Genomic DNA, 21,440 nt, shown 5'->3' on the forward strand with positions numbered 1-21,440 from the left:
GAGACCGGCGCGCGGGAACCGCGCACCGGCAAAAATCGGGTGAAGCCGAAGGAGCGGACGGCGGCGACGGGCAGGCGTAGGGCGGGAAACGAAAAAGGCCACCCTGAGGGGTGGCCATCAACGCGGGGGCACACCCTTTTAGCTGCACTTCACCGGCAACAGGACCGGTGGACGCCCGCAATCCGGGAACAAATCGGCGTCTGGTGACAATGTCTTTATAGCGGCGGCTATTTTAGGGAGCTTGCCCTGAAGCTGTCAAACTCGCCGAGCCCCTTGTCTACGCCTTTTGTCGCGAATCGAGCGGCAAAATTGACAAGCTTCGCCGTCATTGGTAGCTCTCGGAGGTGCTTGAGTATTTCTCACGAAAGCCATTCGATCCTGCGTTGCGAGGCGCGGGGTTATGAGCACGACCTATTCATATTGGCTTGACGGATCAGCCGCCGGTTAGGGGGTTGGCTGATTTTTTCAAGCGGGCAGCACGCTTAAGCGCTAAGGAGAAGGCAGTTAAATGAACAAGAAAAGCTCGGTTTCAGAGAACGTGGTGCTGGATGAGAAGACCCTGGCCGGGTTCCCGCAGCAGCCCCATGGCGGCAAGCTGGTTGACCGGGTAGCCAGGGGGGAGGAGCGCGAAAGAGAGCTTGCAAGGGCCAAGACCCTGCCCCGTATCATGGTCGACACCGAGCCGCGATTACGCTGGAAATGATTGCCACCGGCGTCATGTCGCCCAACGAGGGCCTGATGGTCGAAGAGGATTATCTGTCCACCCTGGAGACGGGGCGTCTGAAAAACGGCCTGGTCTGGCCGATTCCGCTGAGCTTTGCGCCCACCGGCAAGCAGAATACGGAGGTGGTGGATTCGCTTTCCAAGGGCGATGACGTCGTGCTGATCGACGTCAACCAGGAGCCCGTGGCGATCCTCAACGCGGAAGACATTTTCTCCTACGACAGGGACCACCGGGCGCAGCACGTCTTTGGCACCACGGACCGTAAACACCCCGGGGTAGACGCGATTTATCGGCGCATGGGCGACAAGGCGCTCGGCGGCAAGATCACCCTGCTGAACCGGCCGGACTGGGGGCCGTTCGAGCAGATCCGGATGGAGCCCAAGGATGCCTGGCAGCTCTTTTACGTGGAAAAGGGGTTCAAGACGGTGGCCGGCTTTGTGACCGGGGCCAACCCCATGCACCGCGGCCACGAATACATGCACAAAAACCTGCTGGAAGAGGTGGACGGCCTGCTGGTCTGCCCGCTGGTGGAGATGGCCAAGCGCGAATACACGCGCCACGAATACCGCATGCTGGCGTACCGCGGGGTGCTTGAGCAGTATTACCCCAAGGACAGAACCATCCTCTGCCCGCTGCGCGTGACCTATGTCTTTGCCGGCCCTCAGGAGGCGATACTTCACGCGCTGATCCTGAAAAACTTCGGCTGCACGCACAAGATCGTCGGCCGTGACTACGCCGGCGTCGGCGACTATTACGACAAGGACGCCAGTCAGAGCATTTTTGACCAGTACACCCCCGAGGAAATCGGCATCGATATCCGCACCTTCCACGAGGCCTTTTTCTGCGTGCGCTGCAACACCGTCGCTACGGACCAGTCGTGCCCCCACGATGAAAGCGTCAGGGTGGGGATTTCCGGCACCAGCGTCCGGGAAATACTGCGTCACGGGATCCTGCCGCCCAAGGAAATCGTGCGCCCGGAATCGTCCCATGTGGCGATCCAGGGCGTTCAGCCCAAAGGGCGCGACGCGGACGGCAATACGGTGCTGCCCGTGGGCAAGCTCATCAAGAGCATGTTCCCGTTCTATCTGACCCACAGAGGCATTGGCGGCCCCAAGCGGGAAACGCCGCTTAACCCGGACGATCTGACCAACGATGACCTGGACGCGGCCATCACCGACGTTCGCACCAACGGCGATCTGGTCTATCGGCAAACCTACGACACCTACACCCAAAGCGCCGATATCAACCGCGCCGTTCAGCCGGCCTGGGTGGATGAAACCAAGGCCTACATGCGCAAGCACCAGCAGATGGTGGTCGACAACCTGGAAGAAAAGGTCGCCAGCGCGCCCGAGGCCTCGTCGGACGAGTTCATGTACCAGGACAAGGGGGAAGCCGAAAAAGAGCTAGCGGTGGCCCGCCGGGTGCTGGAGGAGCTCTCTGTCCCGGTTGACGACGAGAAAACCCGGGAGCGCGTGTGGAACATCGCGCCGTACGACAACTACTACTAGCAATGGCTGGCAGCCAGCAATGACTGGCAACGCCGCATAAGCAAAGCTGGCGAAGGGTGGCCGCAAGCAAACGGCCACCCTTTTTTGCGCCGTTTCGCCTGCACGACGCCGGGCGCTAATGGCACAATACCCCGCCCGGCCCGTGAGTCGGACTGTGGACGCCAAAAGGAGATAACCATGTTTACCGGTATCGTGCAGGGCACGGCAGAAGTGGTGGAGGTGCGCGAACGCGAGGCGTTTCGTACCCACGTGGTGGCCATGCCCGAGGCGCTGCGCCAGGGGCTTGAAACCGGGGCGTCGGTGGCGCACAACGGCGTGTGCCTGACGGTGACCGCGATAGACGGCGATCATGTGCATTTCGACCTGATGCGCGAAACCCTGCGGGTGACCAACCTGGGTGAGGTGGTCGTGGGCGGCCGCGTCAACATCGAGCGGGCGGCGCGCTTTGGCGACGAGATCGGCGGGCATGCCATGTCCGGCCACGTCATGAGCGTCGCCGAGGTGCTTTCCATTGAAGAGGCGCCGGATAATCGCCGGCTGTGGTTTGCGCTGCCGGATAACTGCGTGCGCTTTGTGTTCGACAAGGGCTATATCGGCATTGACGGCATCAGCCTGACGGTGGGGGAGGTGCGCCGCCCGGCGGACGGGCCGGCGTCGTTTTGCGTTGACCTGATCCCCGAAACCCTGGCGCGCACCACCCTTGGCGACCGCACGCCGGGGGACGGCGTCAACCTCGAGATCGACCCGCAAACCCAGGCCATTGTGGAAACCGCGGAGCGCTTTTTGCGCAGCCGGCAGGCGGCGAATTGAGGCGCCGGCGGCAGGGGCGGCGCTCGCATCGCCGCGCGCCTTTGGGTAAGATAGGCGGCTTTTCTTGCCCTGCCGAGGCCTCTGCCGGCGCAAAGGATAAAAAAAGCCCATGAAAATTCTTGATAGCCACTTCAAGCTTGCCGAGCACGGCACCGATATAAAAACCGAGGTCATCGCCGGGGTCACCACCTTCCTCACCATGGCCTATATCATCTTCGTCAACCCGAGCATTCTCTCGGAAGCGGGGATGGACTACGGCGCGGTTTTCGTCGCCACCTGCCTGGCGGCGGCCATTGGCTGTCTGATCATGGGCATCTGGGCCAACTACCCCATCGCCCAGGCGCCGGGAATGGGGCTCAACGCCTTTTTCACCTACACCGTGGTGCTGGGCATGGGCTATACCTGGGAGGCGGCGCTGGGTGCGGTGTTCTTCTCGGGGCTGTGCTTTTTTCTGCTCGGCATCCTGCGCGTGCGCGAATGGATCATCAACTCCATTCCGCTCACGCTGCGGCTGGGTATCGCCGCCGGCATTGGGCTGTTTCTGGCGATGATCGCGCTGAAAAACGCCGGTATCGTGGTCGCCAACCCGGCCACCTTCGTGGCCCTGGGCGATTTGACCGAACCCGCCGCTATCTATGCCCTGGCGGGATTTTTTGTGATTACCGCGCTGGCGTATCTGCGTGTGACCGGCGCGGTGCTGATCGGCATTCTGGGCGTCACTCTGATCGCGACCCTTTTGGGGCATAACGAATACGGCGGCCTCGTCTCCATGCCGCCGTCCATTGCGCCGACGTTTATGCAGATGGACCTGGCCGGGGCCTTTGACGTGGCCATGATCAGCGTGGTGTTCGCCTTTCTGTTCGTGGACCTGTTCGACACCTCGGGCACCCTGGTGGGCGTGGCCCACCGCGGCAACCTGCTGGATGACGACGGCAAGCTGCCGCGGCTCGGGCGTGCCATGGTCGCCGACAGCAGCGCCTCCATGGCCGGCGCGGTGCTGGGCACTTCCACAACCACCAGCTACATCGAATCCACCGCGGGCATTGCCTCGGGCGGGCGCACCGGGCTTACCGCCGTGGTGGTCGCCGGCATGTTTCTGATCAGCCTGTTCTTTGCCCCGCTGGCAGGGTCGATCCCCGCTTACGCCACCGCCGGCGCGCTGCTTTACGTTGCCGTGCTGATGGCCGGAAGCCTGGCCCACGCCAACTGGGAAGACCCCACCGAGGCGGCGCCGGTATTGCTGGCGGCCATCGGCATGCCGCTGACCTATTCCATTGCCGAGGGCATTGCGCTCGGGTTTATCAGCTACGTGGCGATCAAGCTGCTGTCCGGGCGCTTTCGCGAGCTGAATCCGGCCATCGTCATCCTGGCGCTGCTGTTCGTCGGCAAGTTCGTGTATTTGTAATTCCTAATCATCCATCAGCCCATGAGAGACGCGATGAGTATCTACGGCGACTATATCAAGTCGGTGATTCGCACGGTGCCGGACTGGCCGGAGGAGGGCGTCAACTTCCGCGATATCACGCCGCTTTTTCAGAACAGCGCGGCGTTTCGCAAACTGATCGAAAGCTTTGTCCACCGCTACCGGGAAATGCAGCTGGACGCCATTGCCTCCATTGACGCCCGGGGCTTTATCGTCGGCGCGCCGCTGGCCTACGAGCTGGGGTGCAGCTTTGTGCCGGTGCGCAAGAAGGGCAAGCTGCCGTTCAAGACCATCAGCGAAACCTACAAGCTGGAGTACGGCGAATCCGAGGTAGAACTCCACGCCGACGCCTTCAAGCAGGGTGACCGCATCCTGCTGGTTGATGATCTGATTGCCACCGGCGGCACCATGCTGGCGGCAGCTAATCTGATCCAGCGCAGCGGTGGCCGCGTGGTCGAGACGTCGACTATCATTGATCTGCCCGAGCTTGGCGGGTCACAGAAAATTCGCGATGCCGGCTATGGCGTATTCGCGGTTTGTTCCTTCACCGAAGACGAGTAACGCCCCATGAGCAGCGAACGCTACCAGCAGCACTTCACCGTATCCTGGGACCAGCTGCACCGCGACGTGCGCCAGCTGAGCCGCGAGCTGGTCGAGCGGGATTTCCAAGGCATTATCGCCATCACCCGGGGCGGGCTGATACCGGCGGCGCTGATCGCCCGGGAGCTGAACGTGCGCCTGATCGATACGGTGTGCATCAAAAGCTATGAGCGCCAGGACCAGGGCGGCCTCGAGGTGCTCAAGGGAGTGGATCACGACGGCGAAGGCTGGCTTTTGGTGGACGACCTGGTGGATACCGGCAAAACCGCCCGGGCGGTACGCGACATGCTGCCCAGGGCGCACTTTGTCACCGTTTACGCCAAGCCCGAAGGCCGCCCGCTGGTGGATCAGTACCTGACCGAAGTGGGCCAGAACTGCTGGATTCAGTTCCCTTGGGATATGGGTGTCGCTTACGTCGAGCCGCTGGCCGACCAGATCAAAAAGTAAGCCCCAGGCAAAAGCTACCTGTCGAGAGGTTTCGGAGTGAGCATGGCAAACCCGCTACCCGAAGAATGGAATCGCTGGCTGGGCGATGAGTTCCAGGCCGACTACATGCAGGCGCTGAGGCGCTTTCTCGCCGAGGAAAAAGCGGCGAAAAAGATCATTTATCCGCATTCCAGCCAGTGGTTTCGCGCCTTCGAACTGACGCCGCTGTCGGCGGTGAAGATCGTAATCCTCGGCCAGGATCCGTACCACGGCCCGGGCCAGGCCCACGGGCTGTGCTTTTCGGTGCAGCCCGGTGTGAAGGTGCCGCCGTCGCTTAACAACGTCTATAAGGAGCTTGCCAGCGACGTGGGCTTTACCCCGGTCCAGCACGGCTTTCTGGAGCCCTGGGCGCGACAGGGCGTGCTGCTGCTCAACACCGCGCTTACCGTGGAGCAGGGTCGCGCGGCGGCGCATCGGGGCAAGGGCTGGGAAACCTTTACCGACCGCGCCATCGAGACCGTCAGCGCCCGGGCGCCGCCCTGCGTGTTTCTGCTCTGGGGCGGCCACGCCCGGCAGAAAAAAGCGCTGATCGATCAGTCGCGCCATCGGGTGCTGGAAGCGCCGCATCCGTCGCCGCTGTCGGCGCACCGCGGGTTTTTCGGCACCCGGCATTTTTCCCGGGCCAACGCCTTTCTGGCCGAGCAGGGGCGCGAGCCCATCGCGTGGCAGCTGCCGGAAAAGGTTTCACACGACGGGGGACAGGCGTAGAATGCCGCGCAATTTCAGCCGATGCCGCCCCCAAAACGAGGAACCCTCATGAGTGTTCACGCCATTAACCATCCGCTGGTGCAGCACAAGCTCGGCCTGCTGCGCGAAGCCGATCTCAGCACCAAGAGCTTTCGCGAGCTGGCCGGCGAGGTCGCCAAGCTGCTGACCTACGAAGCCACCCAGGGGCTGGTGCTGGAAGACCACGAGATCCGCGGCTGGAACGGCGAACCCATCGCCACTCGGCGGCTCAAGGGCAAGAAGGTCACTGTGGTGCCGATTCTGCGCGCCGGGCTGGGGATGCTCGAGGGAGTGACCGATTTACTCCCCAGCGCGCGCATCAGCGTGGTGGGGCTTTACCGCAATGAGGAAACCCTGGAGCCGGTGCCGTACTTTGACAAGCTGGCCAACGATATCGAAGCGCGTCTGGCGGTGGTGATTGATCCCATGCTCGCCACCGGCGGCTCCATGGTAGCCACCTTGGACATGCTGCACCGGCGCGGCTGCCGTCGGATGAAGGTGATCGTGCTGGTGGCGGCGCCCGAGGGCATCGCCCGGGTGGAAGAAGCCTACCCCGACGTCGACATCTATACCGCTGCGATAGACGAGCGGCTGGACGAGAACGGCTACATCGTGCCCGGCCTTGGCGATGCCGGCGACAAGATTTTCGGGACGCGCTAGGCCGTGCCCGCCGTTACCTGCCCCTTGCGCTCCGGCGCCGGGGGCATTTTTTTGTCACCCGCGCGGCACAGGTTCGTGCCGAGCACCAGAGGAGATGTCGTCCAGTGAGTCACCCCGCCCCGGCCGAGTCCTGGCCCCGACTGCTGCTTACCGGCGCGCAGATGCTGTTCGTCGCCTTCGGTTCGCTGGTGCTGGTGCCGCTGCTCACCGGCCTTTCGCCAAGCGTGGCGCTGTTTACCGCAGGCGTCGGCACGCTGATCTTCCACGCCGTGACGCGCAATAGCGTACCGGTGTTTCTGGCCTCGTCCTTTGCCTTCATCGCCCCCATTCAGGGCTCGGTAGCAAGCTTCGGTATTCCTGCTACCCTCGGCGGGCTCATGGCGGCGGGGATGGCCTACGTCGCCGTATCCCAGGCGGTGCGCGTCAAGGGCACCGCCTGGCTGCACCGGCTGCTGCCGCCCATCGTGGTGGGGCCGATCATCATGGTCATCGGCCTGGCGCTGGCGCCGGTGGCGGTGGAAATGGCCACCGGAGAAACCAGCGACCATATCGGCTACGGCCAAGCTATCACGCTGTCCATGGCGAGCTTGCTGGTGACGCTGATACTGGCGGTGTTCGGCCGGGGGCTTTTGCGCCTGGTGCCGATCATGGGCGGCATTGCCACCGGCTACGCGCTGGCGCTATTGATGGGCGCGGTAGACTTTACCCCGATACGTGAGAGCGCCTGGGTTGCGCTTCCGGCCTTCACTCTGCCGACGTTTCATTGGGCGGCGATGCTGTTCATGGTGCCGGTGGCCATTGCCCCGGCGGTGGAGCATATCGGCGACATGGTGGCGATCGGCTCGGTAACGCGGCAAAACTACCTGGAGAAGCCCGGCCTGCACCGCACCCTGCTCGGCGACGGCCTGGCGACCATGGCCGCGGCGCTGTTCGGCGGGCCGCCCAATACTACCTATTCCGAGGTCACCGGCGCGGTGACGCTGACCCGGGCATTCAACCCCAAATACATGATCGTAGCCGCCGTGACCGCTATCATTCTGGCCTTTGTCGCCAAGCTCGGGGCGTTTTTGCAGACCATCCCCGGCCCGGTCATGGGCGGGATCATGACGCTTCTGTTCGGCTCCATCGCCGTGGTGGGGATGAACACCCTGGTGCGCGCCGGCCAGGCGCTCACCGCGCCGCGCAACCTTGTCGTGGCGTCGCTGATTTTGGTGTTTGGCATTGGCGGCATGCAGTTCGGCAACGGCCAGTTTACCCTCCAGGGGGTGAGCCTGGCCGCCGTGGTGGGGATTGTGCTTAACTGGGTGCTGCCCCGCGCCAATGATGATGAATAGCCGCAGGTTTTGATCAGGAGACAGCATGTCGGCATCCGACTTTGATGCGCCGTTCCCGGTGCTTGCCGTGTCTGCGTGGAGCGGCACGGGCAAAACCACGCTGCTTGAGCAGCTGCTGCCGCTACTCGGCGAGCGCGGCCTGAACGTGGGGGTCATCAAGCACGCCCACCACGCCTTTGACGTCGATAAACCCGGCAAGGACAGCTACCGGCTGCGCAGCGCCGGCGCCGCGCCCATGCTGGTAGCGTCCCGGGAGCGCTTCGCGCTGATGCAGGAAACCCCCGGGCAGAACGAGCCGGATCTTGAGCGGCTGGTCGAGCTGATGGTGCCCCACGCGCCGGATCTCGTCATTGCCGAAGGCTTCAAGGCCTGGCCGCTGCCGAAGTTGGTACTTTATCGCGACGGCGTGGGCGATCCGGCGATCTTTCGGGACCCCTGGGTGCGCGCCGTTGCCTGCAAGCGCGATGAGCGCGCCGCGCTTGAGCAGCACGGCCCGGCCCCGGATGTTGACCGGCTTGACCTTGACGACGTGCCGGCGGTGGCCCGCTGGATAGCGCAGTGGGTGGCCGGGCAGCCGGCCGTCGAGCCGACAGTGGAGCAGAGCAACAGTAAAGGTGACACAACATGCATTTGACGCATCTTAACGCCCGCGGCGAAGCCAGCATGGTGGACGTGGGCGACAAGGAGGAAAGCCGCCGGGAAGCCGTCGCTTCCGGGCGGATCGTGATGGAGCCCGAAACCCTGGCGCTGCTCGCCGACGGCGCGCTGCCCAAGGGCGACGTGATTGCCACGGCGCGCATCGCCGGGATTCAGGCGGCCAAGCGCACCCACGAGTTGATCCCGCTGTGCCATGCCCTGGCGCTGACCAAGGTGGAGCTATCGTTTGAGCTGGATACCGCCCGCAGCTGCGTCAACGTCGAGGCGCGCTGCCGGCTGACAGGCCGCACCGGCGTGGAAATGGAAGCGCTGACGGCGGTATCGGTGGCCTGCCTGACGCTTTATGACATGTGCAAGGCGGTGGACAAGGGCATGCACATCGAGGCGGTGCAGCTGGAGCAGAAAAGCGGCGGCAAGAGCGGCGACTATCAGCGCCCGGGGGGCGACGTGGAGGACCCCATTGTCACCGGCGACAGCGCCGCCCGAGAGATATCGCTTGGCGTGCGCAGCGAGGCCCCGGCGGTGCGGGTGAAGTTTCTCGCCGAGCTCCGCGAGCGCGTGGGCGAAAGCGAAGCCCTGGTCGAACTGGACCAGCTGGAAAACTGCGACGTGGCCGGCCTCAAGGCCGCACTTGCTGCCCAGGACTCGGCGTTTGACGCGCTGAGCGAACGTCGCGTGCTGTGCGCCATCAACCAGGTTATGGCCAACGACAGCGCGCGCATTACCGACGAAGACGAAGTGGCGTTTTTTCCGCCCGTGACGGGAGGCTAGGCATGGGCGTTGGCAAAGACATTCGCGTAAGCGTCCAGCGCGAGCCCTTTGGCGCCTCGGACGAGAGCCGCGAGATCTGCCGGGGGCGCAAGGATATCGGCGCCGTGGTGAGCTTTACCGGCCTGGTGCGGGATTTCAACGAGTCGCCGGACGTCACCGGCCTGACTCTTGAGCACTACCCGGGCATGACCGAACGCACGCTGGAAGACATCGGCCGCCAGGCCTGGGAGCGCTGGTCGCTCCAGGCCGTGCGTATCGTCCATCGGGTGGGCTATATGGCGCCGGGCGACGGCATCGTGCGCGTGAGTACGGCAAGCGCCCACCGCCGGGACGCCTTCGAGGCCTGCGACTTCATCATGGATTTCCTCAAGACCCGGGCGCCGTTCTGGAAAAAAGAGCATGCCCGCGACGGCGACTACTGGGTAAGCGAGCGGGACTCCGACTACGCCGATGCCGACCGCTGGGGCGCCGGCGGCTAGGGTTTACCATAGCCAGGGCTTAGTCATCAGGACTAGGGCCTGTTGACGTTTCACATTGGTAGCCATAAAAAGCCGCATGCCAAGGCCACCATGCTTTCGTAATTTCGTTTGAGCTTATCGTAGCGCGTCGCAATGGCGCGATACGGTTTCAATCGAGCAAAGGCATTCTCAACCAGATGCCGGTAGCGATATAACCCTCTGTCCAGATTGGCATTTCCTTTTTTCGAGTTACGCCTGCGTGGAATGACGGCAGCCATTCCTTTGGCTTCGACCTGCTCACGGATACGTTCACTGTCATAGCCTTTGTCAGCCACCAGCGCGTCACCTGCCGGCAAACCGTCAATCAATGCCTGGGCTTCCGTGCTGTCGTGCACTTCACCCCCGGTTATTCTGAAGGCGATCGGCAACCCATAAGCATCCACGGCCAAGTGGATCTTGCTGGTATTGCCTGCACGACTTTTGCCAATGGCTTCTGCATCTTCCGTGGCAGCCCCAGTGCTATCTTGGTGAGCCTTGACGTAGGAACCATCAATAAATAGCCACTCGACATCAGGATCTTCCACCAGAGAGATGAAAATCCTCATCAGCTTTCCACTCGCTGACCAGGCGTTGAAGCGCTTGTAGACCGTGTTCCAGGGGCCAAACGCCTCCGGTAGGTCCCGCCACGGGCAGCCGGTTCGCATCCGATAAAGGATGCCTTCCACCGTGGTACGCAGATCGGTCTTGTCATAAATACCTTGTTGAAGCAGGATAGATTTCAGCTTCGGCCAGTGTTCATCCGTGAGCATTTGTCGGGGCATGGCAGGCTTGCAGTTTGTTGGCTTAGGAACCTTTATTCTGTGAGCTTGCCCCTATCCTGCCAATACCCCTGCCATGAAACGTCAACAGACCCTAGCCATAGGAAGGCGTTTCCGCAGCCATGATCTGCAGGTGGACGTCGGGCAGGTGCTGCATGCGTTCGTTAAGCCAGGCCAGCAGGCGCGGCCTGAGCGCCTGGCGCAGCTCGGCCAGGGTGTCGGCGACAATGGCGTCCAGCTGCTCGTCCAGCCAGTCGCTGAAGCTGTCTTCGTCCAGCGAGCTGGCGCCGGTGTTTTCCAGCATTAGTCGGCCGATGCGCGCCCAGCCGGTGGCGGTGGCGGTGACCGGCAGGGCGAGATACAGGCTGCCCCGGCGCGGGTGTCGGGCCGCCGAGTCGTCGAGCCCGGGGTGGGCTACCACGGCGTTTCGGCGGACGATGCAGGGCGGCTGCGGATAGCGCGCTTCGCGGTGCAGGCCCTCGGCATCGAAGCGCAGCATGTCGCCGTTGAGCGGCGACAGCGGCGCGCTGATACCGAGCCCTTCGGCAAGCTCGCGGTGGGCCTGCTGGTGCAGCGCCTCGCCGTGAACGGGCAGCAGGTGGCGCGGCTTCAGCCAGCGGTACAGCGTTGTCAGCTCGTCCCTTGCGGGGTGGCCGGTGGCGTGCAGCGACGGGCGGTTGAATTCGTCGAACAGGGTTACGCCGAGCTGGCCGAGCCGGGTCTTGAGCCGCTCGATAGGGCGCTCGTTGCCGGGAATGGCCTTGGCCGAAAAGATCACGCTGTCGCCGGCGGTAAGCTCCATGTGGGGGTGGCGCCCCTGGGCCAGGCGCGTCAGCGCCGCCCGGGGCTCGCCCTGGCTGCCGGTGGCGATCACCACGACTTCGGCGGGCGGCAGGTAACCCAGATCATGAATGGGCACCAGCGGCGGCAGCTCTTCCAGGTAGCCAAGCCCCCGGGCCACGCCGACCATGCGCTCCATGGAGCGGCCCATCAGGCTGATGCGCCGGCCGGTCTTCTGCGCGGCCCGAGCCACGGCGACAATGCGCGCGACGTTGCTGGCAAAGCACGAGACCACCACCCGGCCTTCGCACTCGCCAAGGGTCTTGGCAAGGGAGCGGGCGACGTCGCCTTCGCTTGCCGAATGCCCGGCCACCGGGGCGTTGGTGGAGTCGCCGACGACCAGGTCCACCGGCGCCAGCGCGCGAAACTGCTCGGCGTCGATGGGTGGCCCCACCAGCGGCTCCGGGTCCAGCTTCCAGTCGCCGGTGTGCAGCGCGCGGTAGCGGCCGGCGGCAATCAGCAGCGCGCAGCTTTCGGGGATGGAGTGGGGTAGCGGCAGGTAGCGCAGGGTGAAAGGCCCAGCGGCCAGGGCCTCGCCGGGCTCGATGACGCGAATAACATCGGCGGCGAGGCCGTGCTCGGCAAACTTCAGGCGCAAAAGCCCGGCGGCCAGCGGCGTGGCATAGATCGGGCACTGCCAGTGCGGCCACAGCCAGGCCGCCGCACCGATGTGGTCTTCGTGCCCGTGGGTGATGAACAGCGCCCGGGGCGTAATGCCCAGGGTGCGGGGCGTTTCCAGGTTGGGCACCTGCAGCGGCGCCTCGGGCAGGTCCTGGCGGATCATCATGCCGCAGTCCACGGCGATCCACTCGTCGGCGTAGCCGTAAAGCGTCAGGTTCATACCGATCTCGCCGCAGCCGCCAAGCGGCAGCAGGCGCAGGGGGGAGCGGTATCGGGGACGAACGGTGACGCGTGCGGGATCCATCAGGTATAAAATGCCTTGAAAGTGGGGCTTTACTATACGGGATGGCAGGGGCCGGGCTCAATCGCCGCCGGCCGGTGCGCCGTACGCCGCGATTGGTTACACTGCGCGCGCCGCCTGTCTTTCGGATGACGTCTTACCGAGGTTGCTATGTCGTTTGCCCAAAGTGTGCTGGCCCCCTGGCTGTTGGTGCTGTGCGCGGCCCTGTGTATGGGGCTGCTGGCCTGGATCGCGACGCTCAAGCCCTGGCTTGCGCTGGTCGATGATCCCGCCCTTCAGCACCGCTGGCTGGCCGCTACGCTGGGGGTAATTCTGCTCTGGCAGCTGCGCGCTCAGGCGGTGGACTGGCTGACCCTGCACCTGGTGTTTACCACTTTGATGCTCCTGCTGTTCAAGGCGCCGCTGGCGCTTTTGAGCAACGTCATGGTCAACGTGGCGATGGTCGCCATCGGGCGCAACGAATGGACGCTTTTAGGCGTCAACGTGCTGGTAACCGGCGTGGTGCCGGCGATCGTGGTGGGGCTCATTTGGCGCTTTGTCGACCGCAAGCTGCCGGACAACGTCATGCTGTTCATGTTCATCTGCGGGTTTTTCGGCGCGGCGGCGGCGACCCTGGCCGGCGGGCTTGCCGCGGTGGGTCTGATCCTGGTGGGCAGCCAGGATGCCCAGGCGGTGATGCTGGCCAAGGAGTACGCCATGTTTCTGCCGCTTTTGATGCCGTCGGAAGCTTTCATCACCGGCATGCTGCTGATCATTTTGATGGTGTACCACCCGGACTGGGTGGCCACCTTCAACGACCACCGCTACATCGATATGCAGTAGCGGGTAAAACCACAGCGCGGTGGATTAGCTTAGCGCCTGGCCGTTGCCGCCGCGAATGACGCCCACGCCCACGCCTTCGATCTCCAGCGCCTGGGTACGCAGGTCGATATCGATGGGGGCGAAGTCGGCGTTTTCCGCCAGCAGCTGAACCCGGTGGCCCTGGCGCTTGAAGCGCTTGACGGTGACGTCGTCTTCCAGCCGGGCCACGACGATCTGGCCGTCGCGCACGCGCTCGGTGCGGTGCACCGCGAGCAGATCCCCCTCGAGAATGCCGGCGTCCTGCATCGAAAGCCCACGCACCCGCAGCAGATAGTCAGCCCTAGGCGTGAAGTACTCGGCGGGCAGCGGGCAGTAGCGGTCGATGTGCTCGGCGGCAAGGATGGGGCTGCCGGCGGCGACTTCGCCGATAATCGGCAGCCCCTGGGGGCTCTCGGCCAGCGGCTCGTCGGGCGTTTCCGAGGTGGGTACCCGTATCCCCCGGGAGGTGTTGCGGATGATGCGGATGGCCCCCTTGCGTTCCAGGGCGCGCAGGTGCTCCTCCGCGGCGTTGGGCGAACGAAACCCCAGCGCCCGGGCGATCTCGGCACGGGTGGGCGGGTAGCCGTATTCGCCCATGGTTTTGACGATGAAGTCGTAGACGTTCTGCTGGCGAGCGGTCAAACGCTGGGTCATGGAAAACTCCCGTGTCGAAAGTGCCTGGAACCGGCTGTGCCGGCCGCTTGAGCCATCGGCAGGATAAAGGGTCGGCGTATTCAGTGATCAAGTATACAGTATGGTTCTATGTCCAGTATAGCGTCCGGGCGTTGAGCGCTGCCGATTGAGCCGCACCGGGCGCTGACGTAGTATCCTCGGATGTTTTAAGCCGTCGTTGATAGAGGAGCGCCGCATGGCTCAGGCGGATACAACCACGCGCATCCTGGATACCGCCGAGGTGCTGTTCGCCGAGCGCGGCTTTGCCGAAACGTCGCTGCGCACGATTACCGGCAGGGCAGGGGTCAATCTGGCAGCGGTGAACTACCACTTTGGCTCCAAGAAAGCGCTGATCCAGGCGGTGTTTTCGCGCTACCTCGACCCCTTCTCGGTGCGCTTTCACGACGCGCTCGACACGCTTGAAGCCCGCTACCGGGGCGGCACCGTTCCGCTCGAGGTGCTGCTGGAAAGCATGGCCGAAACGGTGCTGGCGGTGCCCGCCGAGCGCGACAGCCTCAAGGTGTTCATGCGCCTTTTGGGTCTTGCTTACAGCCAGGCCCAGGGGCACCTGCGCCGCCACATTCAGCAGCACTACGGTGACGTGTTCACGCGCTTTACCGGGCTTGTGCGCCGGGCAACGCCGGATCTGCCCGATGCCGAGCGCTTCTGGCGGCTGCATTTCATGCTGGGCACGGTGATTTTTACCCTTTCGGGGCTCGATGCCCTCAAGGACATCGCCGAAAAGGACTATGCTCAGCAGGTATCCGTGCGCGACTTGGTGCGGCGGCTGCGCCCGGTGGTCGTGGCCGCCATGAATGCCCCGCTGCCCGACGAAGCACAGCCAGCCGGGGAGAATGGGTGAGCGTTCCCAGCTAAGTGGCGTTCAGATACTGCACAATGGCCTGATAGCTCGCATCTGGAAACAGCACCACATGAATGCTGGAGGCATAAATACGTCTGGAGCGGCGTAATGACTCGATGGTCTCGGCGTCCTGGCTGGCGCTTAGATAGAAGAAGTCGTCGCCTTCGACAAAGTGACTCTTGAGTCGCTTGAACGCACGAAAGGCCGTTCCCTTGGGAGCACCGCGACTTTGATCGATTTCCTTCAGCGTCCAGGCGTTAGCGTAATGAGACATGAAATACCTGCTGTTGGTTGCCAATATTCGGGTGATAAGTACGTTACGGGGTGACCGGTACGTCATGACAGGCGCGTGATCAGAGGCGTTTTGGCGCCTGGCGGCCTGGGCAATGCGGGTCACCGACCGTACCATGCGCATGCGGCTGCAAGGCCAGCAGGATACCGCTTTACGTTAACGGTTCGCAGAGGATGGATCATGCATACTCCGACACTTGGCGATCTGCCGCCGCTGCATGCGGTATGGGCAGAAATCGATATCAGCCGTCAGCAGCTGGTGCTGTGGCACGGTCGTACGCCGAAGGCGCATTTTTCCGTTTCCACCGGCGTGGCGGGTACCGGCCAGCGGGAGGGTAGCGGCCAGACGCCGCTGGGCTGGCACTACGTTCGCGCCGCCATTGGCGCGAACGCGCCCCGGGAAGCGGTGTTTCGCGGCCGGCGCCCGACCGGCGAGGTCTATTCCGAGGCGCTGGCGCAGGCGCACCCCGGGCGCGACTGGATTCTGGGCCGTATTCTGTGGCTATGCGGGCTGGAGCCGGGGCACAACCGCGGCGGCCGCGTGGATACCCAGCGCCGCTATATCTACCTGCACGGCACGCCGCCGAGCGAGCCCGTGGGCGTGGCAGAGTCCCACGGCTGCGTGCGCCTGCGGCTGGATGACCTGCTCAAGGTGTTCGAACAGGCGCCGCCGGGCACCCCGGTATGGCTACACAGCGGCGACGGCTGAGCCGGGTCGCCCTTCAGGCAGTCGGCATGCGGCGTTTTTGACAGCCGGCAGTGATCGGCTAAAATTACGCTCCCTTTTGCAGGACTCTCACCATGACGCAACCCATCGGCCCGGTCATGCTCGACCTTGAGGGCCCCACCCTTGACGCCGCCGAAGCACGCCTGCTGCGCGATCCTGCGGTAGGCGGCGTGATCCTTTTTGCCCGCAACGTCGAAAGCGCCGCCCAGGTCAGCCGGCTGTGCGCCGCCATCCGCCGCCAGCGCCCCGATCTGCTGATCGCCGTGGACCAGGAAGGCGGCCGGGTGCAGCGCCTTCGCCAGGGGGTAACGCGCCTGCCGCCCATGGCACGGCTGGGCGAGCGTTTTGCCGCCGCCCTCGAGGAGGGAACGGCGCTTGCCCGTGACACCGGCTGGCTGCTGGGAATGGAAATGGCCGCCTGTGGGCTGGACGTCACCTTTGCCCCGGTGCTTGACGTCGATATCGGCCTTTCCAGCGTCATCGGCGATCGCAGCTTTGGCAGCGATCCGGAGCACGTTGCGGTGCTGGGCGAGGCCTTCGTGCTGGGGCTGCACGAGGCCGGCATGGCGGCGGTGGGCAAGCACTTTCCCGGCCACGGCGGCGTCGCTGCGGATTCGCACCGGGAGCTGCCGGTCGACGAGCGGCCGCTGGCCGAGCTCAAGGCTCGGGACCTGGTGCCCTTTGCCCGGCTGGCCGGCAAGCTCGACGGGGTGATGCCGGCCCACGTCATCTATAGCGCCTTTGACCAGCGCCCGGCGGGGTTTTCTCCCAGCTGGCTTGGCATGCTGCGCGAGTCGCTGGGCTTCAAGGGCTGCATCTTCTCTGACGATCTGAGCATGGCCGGCGCCCGCGAAGCGGGCGACCCGGCGGCGCGCGCCGAAGCGGCGCTGAAGGCCGGCTGCGATACGCTGGTGGTGTGCAACGACCGCGAAGCCGCCAAAGAGGTGGTGGGGGTTTGCCGGGAGCGCCAGACACGGCGCCCGGCCAAGCTGCGCTACGGCCGGGCACGCCCCGAGCGTGACGCGCTGCCGGCGCTCAACCGCTGGCGCCGTACCCACGCTCGCCTCGAGGCGCTGGTAGACACCGACGCCTGACTGCGGGCGGCCGTTTTTGGCTGATTGAGCGGCTTTTCTGCTCGCCGTGCTTTTTCGACGTTCCTTGTCGATTTCCTTTCTCAACACCCAGGACCCCACATGCAAGACCTGCACATGGCCAAGCTGGATAAACACGCGCTCGAGTCTCGGGACTCGATGCGCGCGCTGATGAACGACGCCGACTGCCTGATCACCCAGGCCCAGGTGGAGCAGGCGCTGGATTGCATGGCCGAGGCCATCACCCGGGACCTGGGGGACAAGCTGCCGGTGTTCTACTGCGTGATGAACGGCGGGCTGATTACCACCGGGCATCTGCTGACCCGGCTGGGCTTTCCGCTGGAGGTAGACTATCTCCACGCGACCCGCTACCGCAGCCGGCTTTCCGGCGGTGAACTGTTCTGGCGGGTGTCGCCGGAGATCCCCATGGCCGGGCGCCACGTGGTCATCGTCGATGACATTCTCGACGAAGGCGCAACCCTGGCCGCGATTCTTGACTATTGCCAAAAGGCTCGGGCGGCCAGCGTGACCACCGCGGTGCTGGTGGACAAGCACCACGACCGCAAGGCCGTGCCCGACTTAAGCGCCGACTACTGCGGCCTGGCTGTGGCCGACCGCTACGTGTTCGGCTTCGGCATGGACTACAAGGGCTACTGGCGCAACGCCCCGGGAATCTTTGCCCCCAAGGGGCTTTAGCCGCGTCTTCCAGCGCCGCCAGCGGTGGCTAACGCGGTGAAAAGCGCCGCACAAGCCCGGTTTCGGCAATCATGCGGGTGGAGATTTCCTCCACGGAAAAGCGCGTGGTATCGATGCTGGGAATGTTCAGCGAACGGTACAGCGACTCCGTCTGCTCCACCTCCTGCAGGCACTGGTCCATGGAACTATAGCGGCTGTTGGGCCGGCGCTCGTGGCGGATGGCGGCCAGCCGGCGGGCGTCAATGGTCAGGCCGAACAGCTTGTGGTGATGCTTGGCCAGAAAGCGGGGCAGCTTCAGCACGCCGTCCTCGTCCTGGTCGTCTTCGGTGAGCGGGTAGTTGGCCGCGCGGATGCCGAACTGCAGCGCAAGATACAGCGACGTCGGCGTTTTGCCGCAGCGCGACACGCCGATCAGGATAATGTCGGCCTCGTCGTACTGGTGGGTGCGCGCGCCGTCGTCGTTATCCAGAGCAAAGTGCACCGAGTGGATGCGGTCCATATAGACGTCGTCGCTGCCGATGGCGTGGGTGCTGCCCACGCTGTAGGACGAGTGGGTGGCGAGCTCTTCTTCCAGCGGGGCGAGAAAGGTGGAGAAAATGTCGACCTTGAAGCACGGCGCGGCGCGAATGACCTCGCGAATGACCTCGTCGACGATGGTGTCGATGACGATCGGGCGGTTGCCGTCGCGCGCGGCGGTCGCTTCGATCACGCCGGCCAGCGCCTCGGCCTTTTCCACGGTGTCGATGTAGGGCTTGGTCAGCATGGTGATCTCGATCCCCCGGAACTGCGCCAGCAGGCTGCGGCCCAGGCTTTCGGCGGTAATGCCGGTGCCGTCGGAAATAAAAAAGGCGGTGCGGGTCATGTTGAGCGTCCTGATTCGTGCGGTGTGAAGCTTTCGGTTAAGGGCGGTGGCTCAGGGTAGCACGGCAGCGCCGCCGGCCGCCGACTACAAGAAAGGCGCGAATTGCCGCTCTGTTGTAAATCTCCTCCACCGCGTTAGCGATTCGACCAATGGTTAAGACGCCGGCCGGGTGTTAAGGTTGCCGGCCTAAACCGTTGGCGGCTCGGCGACCGGATGTGTCGCCGTCAAAATGTCGTGGCAAATATCAGTGCGAGGGGGTTGCGTGGAAAACTACATTCTATGGTTCGATGAACTGGGCATGGCCGATGTCGAGCGCGTCGGCGGTAAAAACGCCTCGCTTGGCGAAATGATCTCGAACCTGTCGGAAGTGGGGGTCACCGTCCCCGGCGGTTTTGCCACGACCGCCCACGCGTATCGCGAATTCCTTTCCCACGAGGGGCTGAACGAGCGCATCAACGAGCGGCTCAGCCGGCTCGACGTGGACGACGTCAAAGCCTTGGCCGAGGCCGGACGCGATATCCGCCAGTGGATCATCGATACGCCGCTGCCGCCGGCCTTTGAAGCGGCGCTGGAGACCGCCTACGCCGAGCTTCAGACGCGCCACCCCAACCTCAAGGCCGCCGTGCGCAGCTCGGCTACCGCCGAAGACCTGCCCGATGCTTCCTTCGCCGGGCAGCAGGAAACCTTCCTCAACATCGAAGGCCTGGCCAACATCAAGCGCGCGGTGCACGAAGTCTTTGCCTCGCTGTTCAACGACCGCGCGATTTCCTACCGCGTGCACCGCGGCTACGCCCACGAGAACGTGGCGCTGTCCGCCGGCATCCAGAAAATGGTGCGCTCGGAAACCGGCGCGGCGGGCGTAATGTTCACCCTGGATACCGAGTCCGGCTACCGCGACGCGGTGTTTGTCACCGCCTCCTGGGGGCTTGGCGAAACCGTCGTCCAGGGGGCGGTCAACCCCGATGAGTTTTACGTCCACAAGCCCACCCTGGCCGCGGGCCGGCCGGCGGTGCTGCGCCGCAACCTGGGCTCCAAACGTATCAAGATGGTCTACGGCGAAGACACAAGCGCCGGCAAATCGGTGGAGACCGTCGAGGTCGATCCCCAGGATCGCAACCGCTTTTGCCTGAGCGATGACCAGATCATGGCGCTGGCCCGCCAGGCGGTCACCATCGAGGAGCACTACCAGCGGCCCATGGATATCGAGTGGGCGCTGGACGGCGACGACGGCGAGCTCTACATCGTCCAGGCGCGCCCGGAAACGGTGGTCTCCCAGCAGGAAGGCGGCCGCTTGGAGCGCTTCACCCTGAAAGAGAAGGGCCGCACGCTGATCACCGGCCGGGCCATCGGCCAGCGCATCGGCAGCGGGGCGGTCAAGGTGGTGGAAAGCCCGGACGATATGGACAAGATCCACGACGGCGACGTGCTGGTCACCGACATGACCGACCCCGACTGGGAGCCGGTGATGAAGCGCGCCTCGGCCATCGTCACCAACCGCGGCGGGCGCACCTGCCACGCGGCGATTATTGCCCGGGAGCTGGGCATCCCCGCCGTTGTGGGCTGCACCGACGCCACCGAACAGCTGCACGAGGGCGTGGAGGTCACCGTCTCCTGCGCCGAAGGCGATACCGGCCAGGTCTACGAAGGCCTGCTGTCGTTTGACCGCAAGGTATCAAGCATCGACGCCATGCCCGAGCTTGCGTTCGACATCATGATGAACGTGGGTAACCCCGACCGCGCGTTCAACTTTGCCGGGCTGCCCGGCGCCGGCGTGGGGCTAGCGCGGCTGGAGTTCATCATCAACCGCATGATCGGCGTGCACCCCAAGGCGCTGATGGACTACGCCACGCTCCCCGCCGACCTGCAGCAGATCATCGATCTGCGTACCGCCGGCTACGACGACCCGGTGAGCTTCTACGTGGACAAGCTGGTGGAGGGGATCTCCACCCTGGCGGCGGCGTTTTACCCCAAGCGGGTCATCGTGCGGCTGTCCGACTTCAAGTCCAACGAGTACGAAAATCTCATCGGCGGCAAGCTCTACGAGCCCGGCGAAGAAAACCCCATGATCGGCTTTCGCGGCGCCTCGCGCTATGTCTCCGACGCCTTCCGCCCGTGCTTTGAGCTCGAGTGCCGGGCGCTTGCCCGGGTGCGCGACGAGATGGGGCTGGAGAACGTCGAAGTCATGGTGCCGTTCGTGCGTACGCCGGACGAAGCCAGGGAAGTCGTTGAGCTGCTCGCTGCCAACGGGCTCAAGCGCGGCGAACGCGGCCTGAAGATCATCATGATGTGCGAGCTGCCGGCCAACGCCCTGCTGGCGGACGAGTTCCTCGAGCACTTTGACGGTTTCTCCATCGGCTCCAACGACCTGACCCAGCTGACCCTGGGGCTGGATCGCGATTCGGGCATCGTCGCCCACCTGTTCGACGAGCGTAACGAAGCGGTGAAGAAGATGCTGGCCATGGCGATCCAGGCGTGCAAGGCTCAGGGCAAGTACGTGGGCATCTGCGGGCAGGGGCCATCGGACTACCCGGATTTTGCCAAGTGGCTCATGGAGCAGGGGATCGACTCGGTCTCGCTCAACCCCGATGCGGTGCTGGACACCTGGCTGATGCTGGCCGGGGAAACCCAACGCTAGTCAGCAGCGCTAAACGTACGCCCGGCC

At 64.3% G+C, this 21,440-nt stretch carries 23 protein-coding genes; 18 read left to right on the top strand and 5 right to left on the bottom strand.

The genetic code is table 11. The features are described from left to right. Positions 1–508: 508 nt before the first annotated feature. The 12 genes from ACZ46Y_RS07035 to moaE all read left to right on the top strand — a co-directional run bounded on the left by ACZ46Y_RS07035 (position 509) and on the right by moaE (position 10,178). A complete protein-coding gene (locus ACZ46Y_RS07035) occupies positions 509–703 on the top strand; it encodes a hypothetical protein (RefSeq protein ID WP_311953959.1) in 195 nt (64 codons plus the stop codon). Next, complete coding sequence (locus ACZ46Y_RS07040; RefSeq protein ID WP_311953962.1) at positions 700–2,232, top strand: hypothetical protein; 1,533 nt, start codon at positions 700–702, stop codon at positions 2,230–2,232. The genes ACZ46Y_RS07035 and ACZ46Y_RS07040 overlap by 4 nt, the downstream gene beginning before the upstream one ends. 177 nt (positions 2,233–2,409) lie before the next feature. Continuing rightward, entirely contained in the window at positions 2,410–3,042 is a 633-nt protein-coding gene (locus tag ACZ46Y_RS07045; RefSeq protein WP_311953968.1) for a riboflavin synthase subunit alpha, read from the top strand. A gap of 109 nt (positions 3,043–3,151) precedes the next feature. Further along, complete coding sequence (locus ACZ46Y_RS07050; protein WP_311953973.1) at positions 3,152–4,447, top strand: NCS2 family permease; 1,296 nt, start codon at positions 3,152–3,154, stop codon at positions 4,445–4,447. Between the two features lie 33 nt (positions 4,448–4,480). Further along, positions 4,481–5,026 (top strand): adenine phosphoribosyltransferase, encoded by a 546-nt coding sequence (locus ACZ46Y_RS07055; protein WP_311953976.1) that lies wholly within the window; start codon positions 4,481–4,483, stop codon positions 5,024–5,026. Between the two features lie 6 nt (positions 5,027–5,032). After that, a complete protein-coding gene (gene gpt / locus ACZ46Y_RS07060) occupies positions 5,033–5,512 on the top strand; it encodes a xanthine phosphoribosyltransferase (protein ID WP_311953980.1) in 480 nt (159 codons plus the stop codon). Between the two features lie 42 nt (positions 5,513–5,554). Then, positions 5,555–6,259 (top strand): uracil-DNA glycosylase, encoded by a 705-nt coding sequence (ung, locus tag ACZ46Y_RS07065; RefSeq protein ID WP_311953984.1) that lies wholly within the window; start codon positions 5,555–5,557, stop codon positions 6,257–6,259. A 48-nt stretch (positions 6,260–6,307) separates the two neighbouring features. After that, positions 6,308–6,937, top strand: a complete 630-nt coding sequence (upp, locus tag ACZ46Y_RS07070; RefSeq protein WP_311953988.1) for a uracil phosphoribosyltransferase — start codon at positions 6,308–6,310, stop codon at positions 6,935–6,937. A gap of 104 nt (positions 6,938–7,041) precedes the next feature. Then, positions 7,042–8,271, top strand: coding sequence for a uracil-xanthine permease family protein (locus ACZ46Y_RS07075; protein WP_311953992.1), 1,230 nt, complete (start codon positions 7,042–7,044; stop codon positions 8,269–8,271). Positions 8,272–8,296: 25 nt separating this feature from the next. Further along, positions 8,297–8,905 (top strand): molybdopterin-guanine dinucleotide biosynthesis protein B, encoded by a 609-nt coding sequence (mobB, locus tag ACZ46Y_RS07080; protein ID WP_311953995.1) that lies wholly within the window; start codon positions 8,297–8,299, stop codon positions 8,903–8,905. Then, entirely contained in the window at positions 8,896–9,699 is an 804-nt protein-coding gene (moaC, locus tag ACZ46Y_RS07085; protein WP_311953998.1) for a cyclic pyranopterin monophosphate synthase MoaC, read from the top strand. Before mobB ends, moaC begins: the two co-directional genes overlap by 10 nt. Positions 9,700–9,701: 2 nt before the next feature. Further along, entirely contained in the window at positions 9,702–10,178 is a 477-nt protein-coding gene (gene moaE / locus ACZ46Y_RS07090) for a molybdopterin synthase catalytic subunit MoaE (RefSeq protein WP_311954001.1), read from the top strand. A gap of 50 nt (positions 10,179–10,228) precedes the next feature. Here moaE and ACZ46Y_RS07095 read toward each other — a convergent pair whose 3' ends face one another. Beyond that, entirely contained in the window at positions 10,229–10,978 is a 750-nt protein-coding gene (locus ACZ46Y_RS07095; protein ID WP_311881913.1) for an IS5 family transposase, read from the bottom strand. Positions 10,979–11,069: 91 nt separating this feature from the next. Then, a complete protein-coding gene (locus ACZ46Y_RS07100; protein ID WP_311956916.1) occupies positions 11,070–12,656 on the bottom strand; it encodes a ribonuclease J in 1,587 nt (528 codons plus the stop codon). Between the two features lie 231 nt (positions 12,657–12,887). Between ACZ46Y_RS07100 and ACZ46Y_RS07105 the strand changes: the two genes are divergently transcribed. Further along, a complete protein-coding gene (locus tag ACZ46Y_RS07105) occupies positions 12,888–13,559 on the top strand; it encodes an energy-coupling factor ABC transporter permease (protein ID WP_311956883.1) in 672 nt (223 codons plus the stop codon). Between the two features lie 24 nt (positions 13,560–13,583). On the opposite strand, the gene lexA is transcribed toward ACZ46Y_RS07105, so the two are convergent. Then, positions 13,584–14,231, bottom strand: a complete 648-nt coding sequence (gene lexA, locus ACZ46Y_RS07110) for a transcriptional repressor LexA (protein WP_311956885.1) — start codon at positions 14,229–14,231, stop codon at positions 13,584–13,586. Between the two features lie 214 nt (positions 14,232–14,445). Between lexA and ACZ46Y_RS07115 the strand changes: the two genes are divergently transcribed. Beyond that, entirely contained in the window at positions 14,446–15,111 is a 666-nt protein-coding gene (locus ACZ46Y_RS07115) for a TetR/AcrR family transcriptional regulator (protein WP_311956887.1), read from the top strand. A gap of 10 nt (positions 15,112–15,121) precedes the next feature. On the opposite strand, the gene ACZ46Y_RS07120 is transcribed toward ACZ46Y_RS07115, so the two are convergent. Beyond that, positions 15,122–15,385 (bottom strand): hypothetical protein, encoded by a 264-nt coding sequence (locus tag ACZ46Y_RS07120; RefSeq protein WP_311956888.1) that lies wholly within the window; start codon positions 15,383–15,385, stop codon positions 15,122–15,124. A gap of 198 nt (positions 15,386–15,583) precedes the next feature. Between ACZ46Y_RS07120 and ACZ46Y_RS07125 the strand changes: the two genes are divergently transcribed. From ACZ46Y_RS07125 to ACZ46Y_RS07135, 3 genes are all read left to right on the top strand, one after another. Further along, positions 15,584–16,111, top strand: coding sequence for a L,D-transpeptidase (locus tag ACZ46Y_RS07125; RefSeq protein WP_311956889.1), 528 nt, complete (start codon positions 15,584–15,586; stop codon positions 16,109–16,111). Between the two features lie 92 nt (positions 16,112–16,203). After that, complete coding sequence (nagZ, locus tag ACZ46Y_RS07130; RefSeq protein WP_311956890.1) at positions 16,204–17,223, top strand: beta-N-acetylhexosaminidase; 1,020 nt, start codon at positions 16,204–16,206, stop codon at positions 17,221–17,223. Between the two features lie 114 nt (positions 17,224–17,337). Beyond that, entirely contained in the window at positions 17,338–17,916 is a 579-nt protein-coding gene (locus ACZ46Y_RS07135) for a hypoxanthine-guanine phosphoribosyltransferase (RefSeq protein WP_311956918.1), read from the top strand. 28 nt (positions 17,917–17,944) lie between these two features. On the opposite strand, the gene ppsR is transcribed toward ACZ46Y_RS07135, so the two are convergent. Further along, positions 17,945–18,778: a posphoenolpyruvate synthetase regulatory kinase/phosphorylase PpsR gene (gene ppsR / locus ACZ46Y_RS07140; RefSeq protein ID WP_311956892.1), complete on the bottom strand. Its 834-nt coding sequence runs from the start codon at positions 18,776–18,778 to the stop codon at positions 17,945–17,947. 262 nt (positions 18,779–19,040) lie between these two features. Here ppsR and ppsA point away from each other — a divergent pair, with 262 nt between their 5' ends. Beyond that, entirely contained in the window at positions 19,041–21,413 is a 2,373-nt protein-coding gene (gene ppsA / locus ACZ46Y_RS07145; RefSeq protein WP_311956893.1) for a phosphoenolpyruvate synthase, read from the top strand. Positions 21,414–21,440: the final 27 nt, after the last annotated feature.

This window comes from Halomonas garicola (assembly GCF_055382465.1).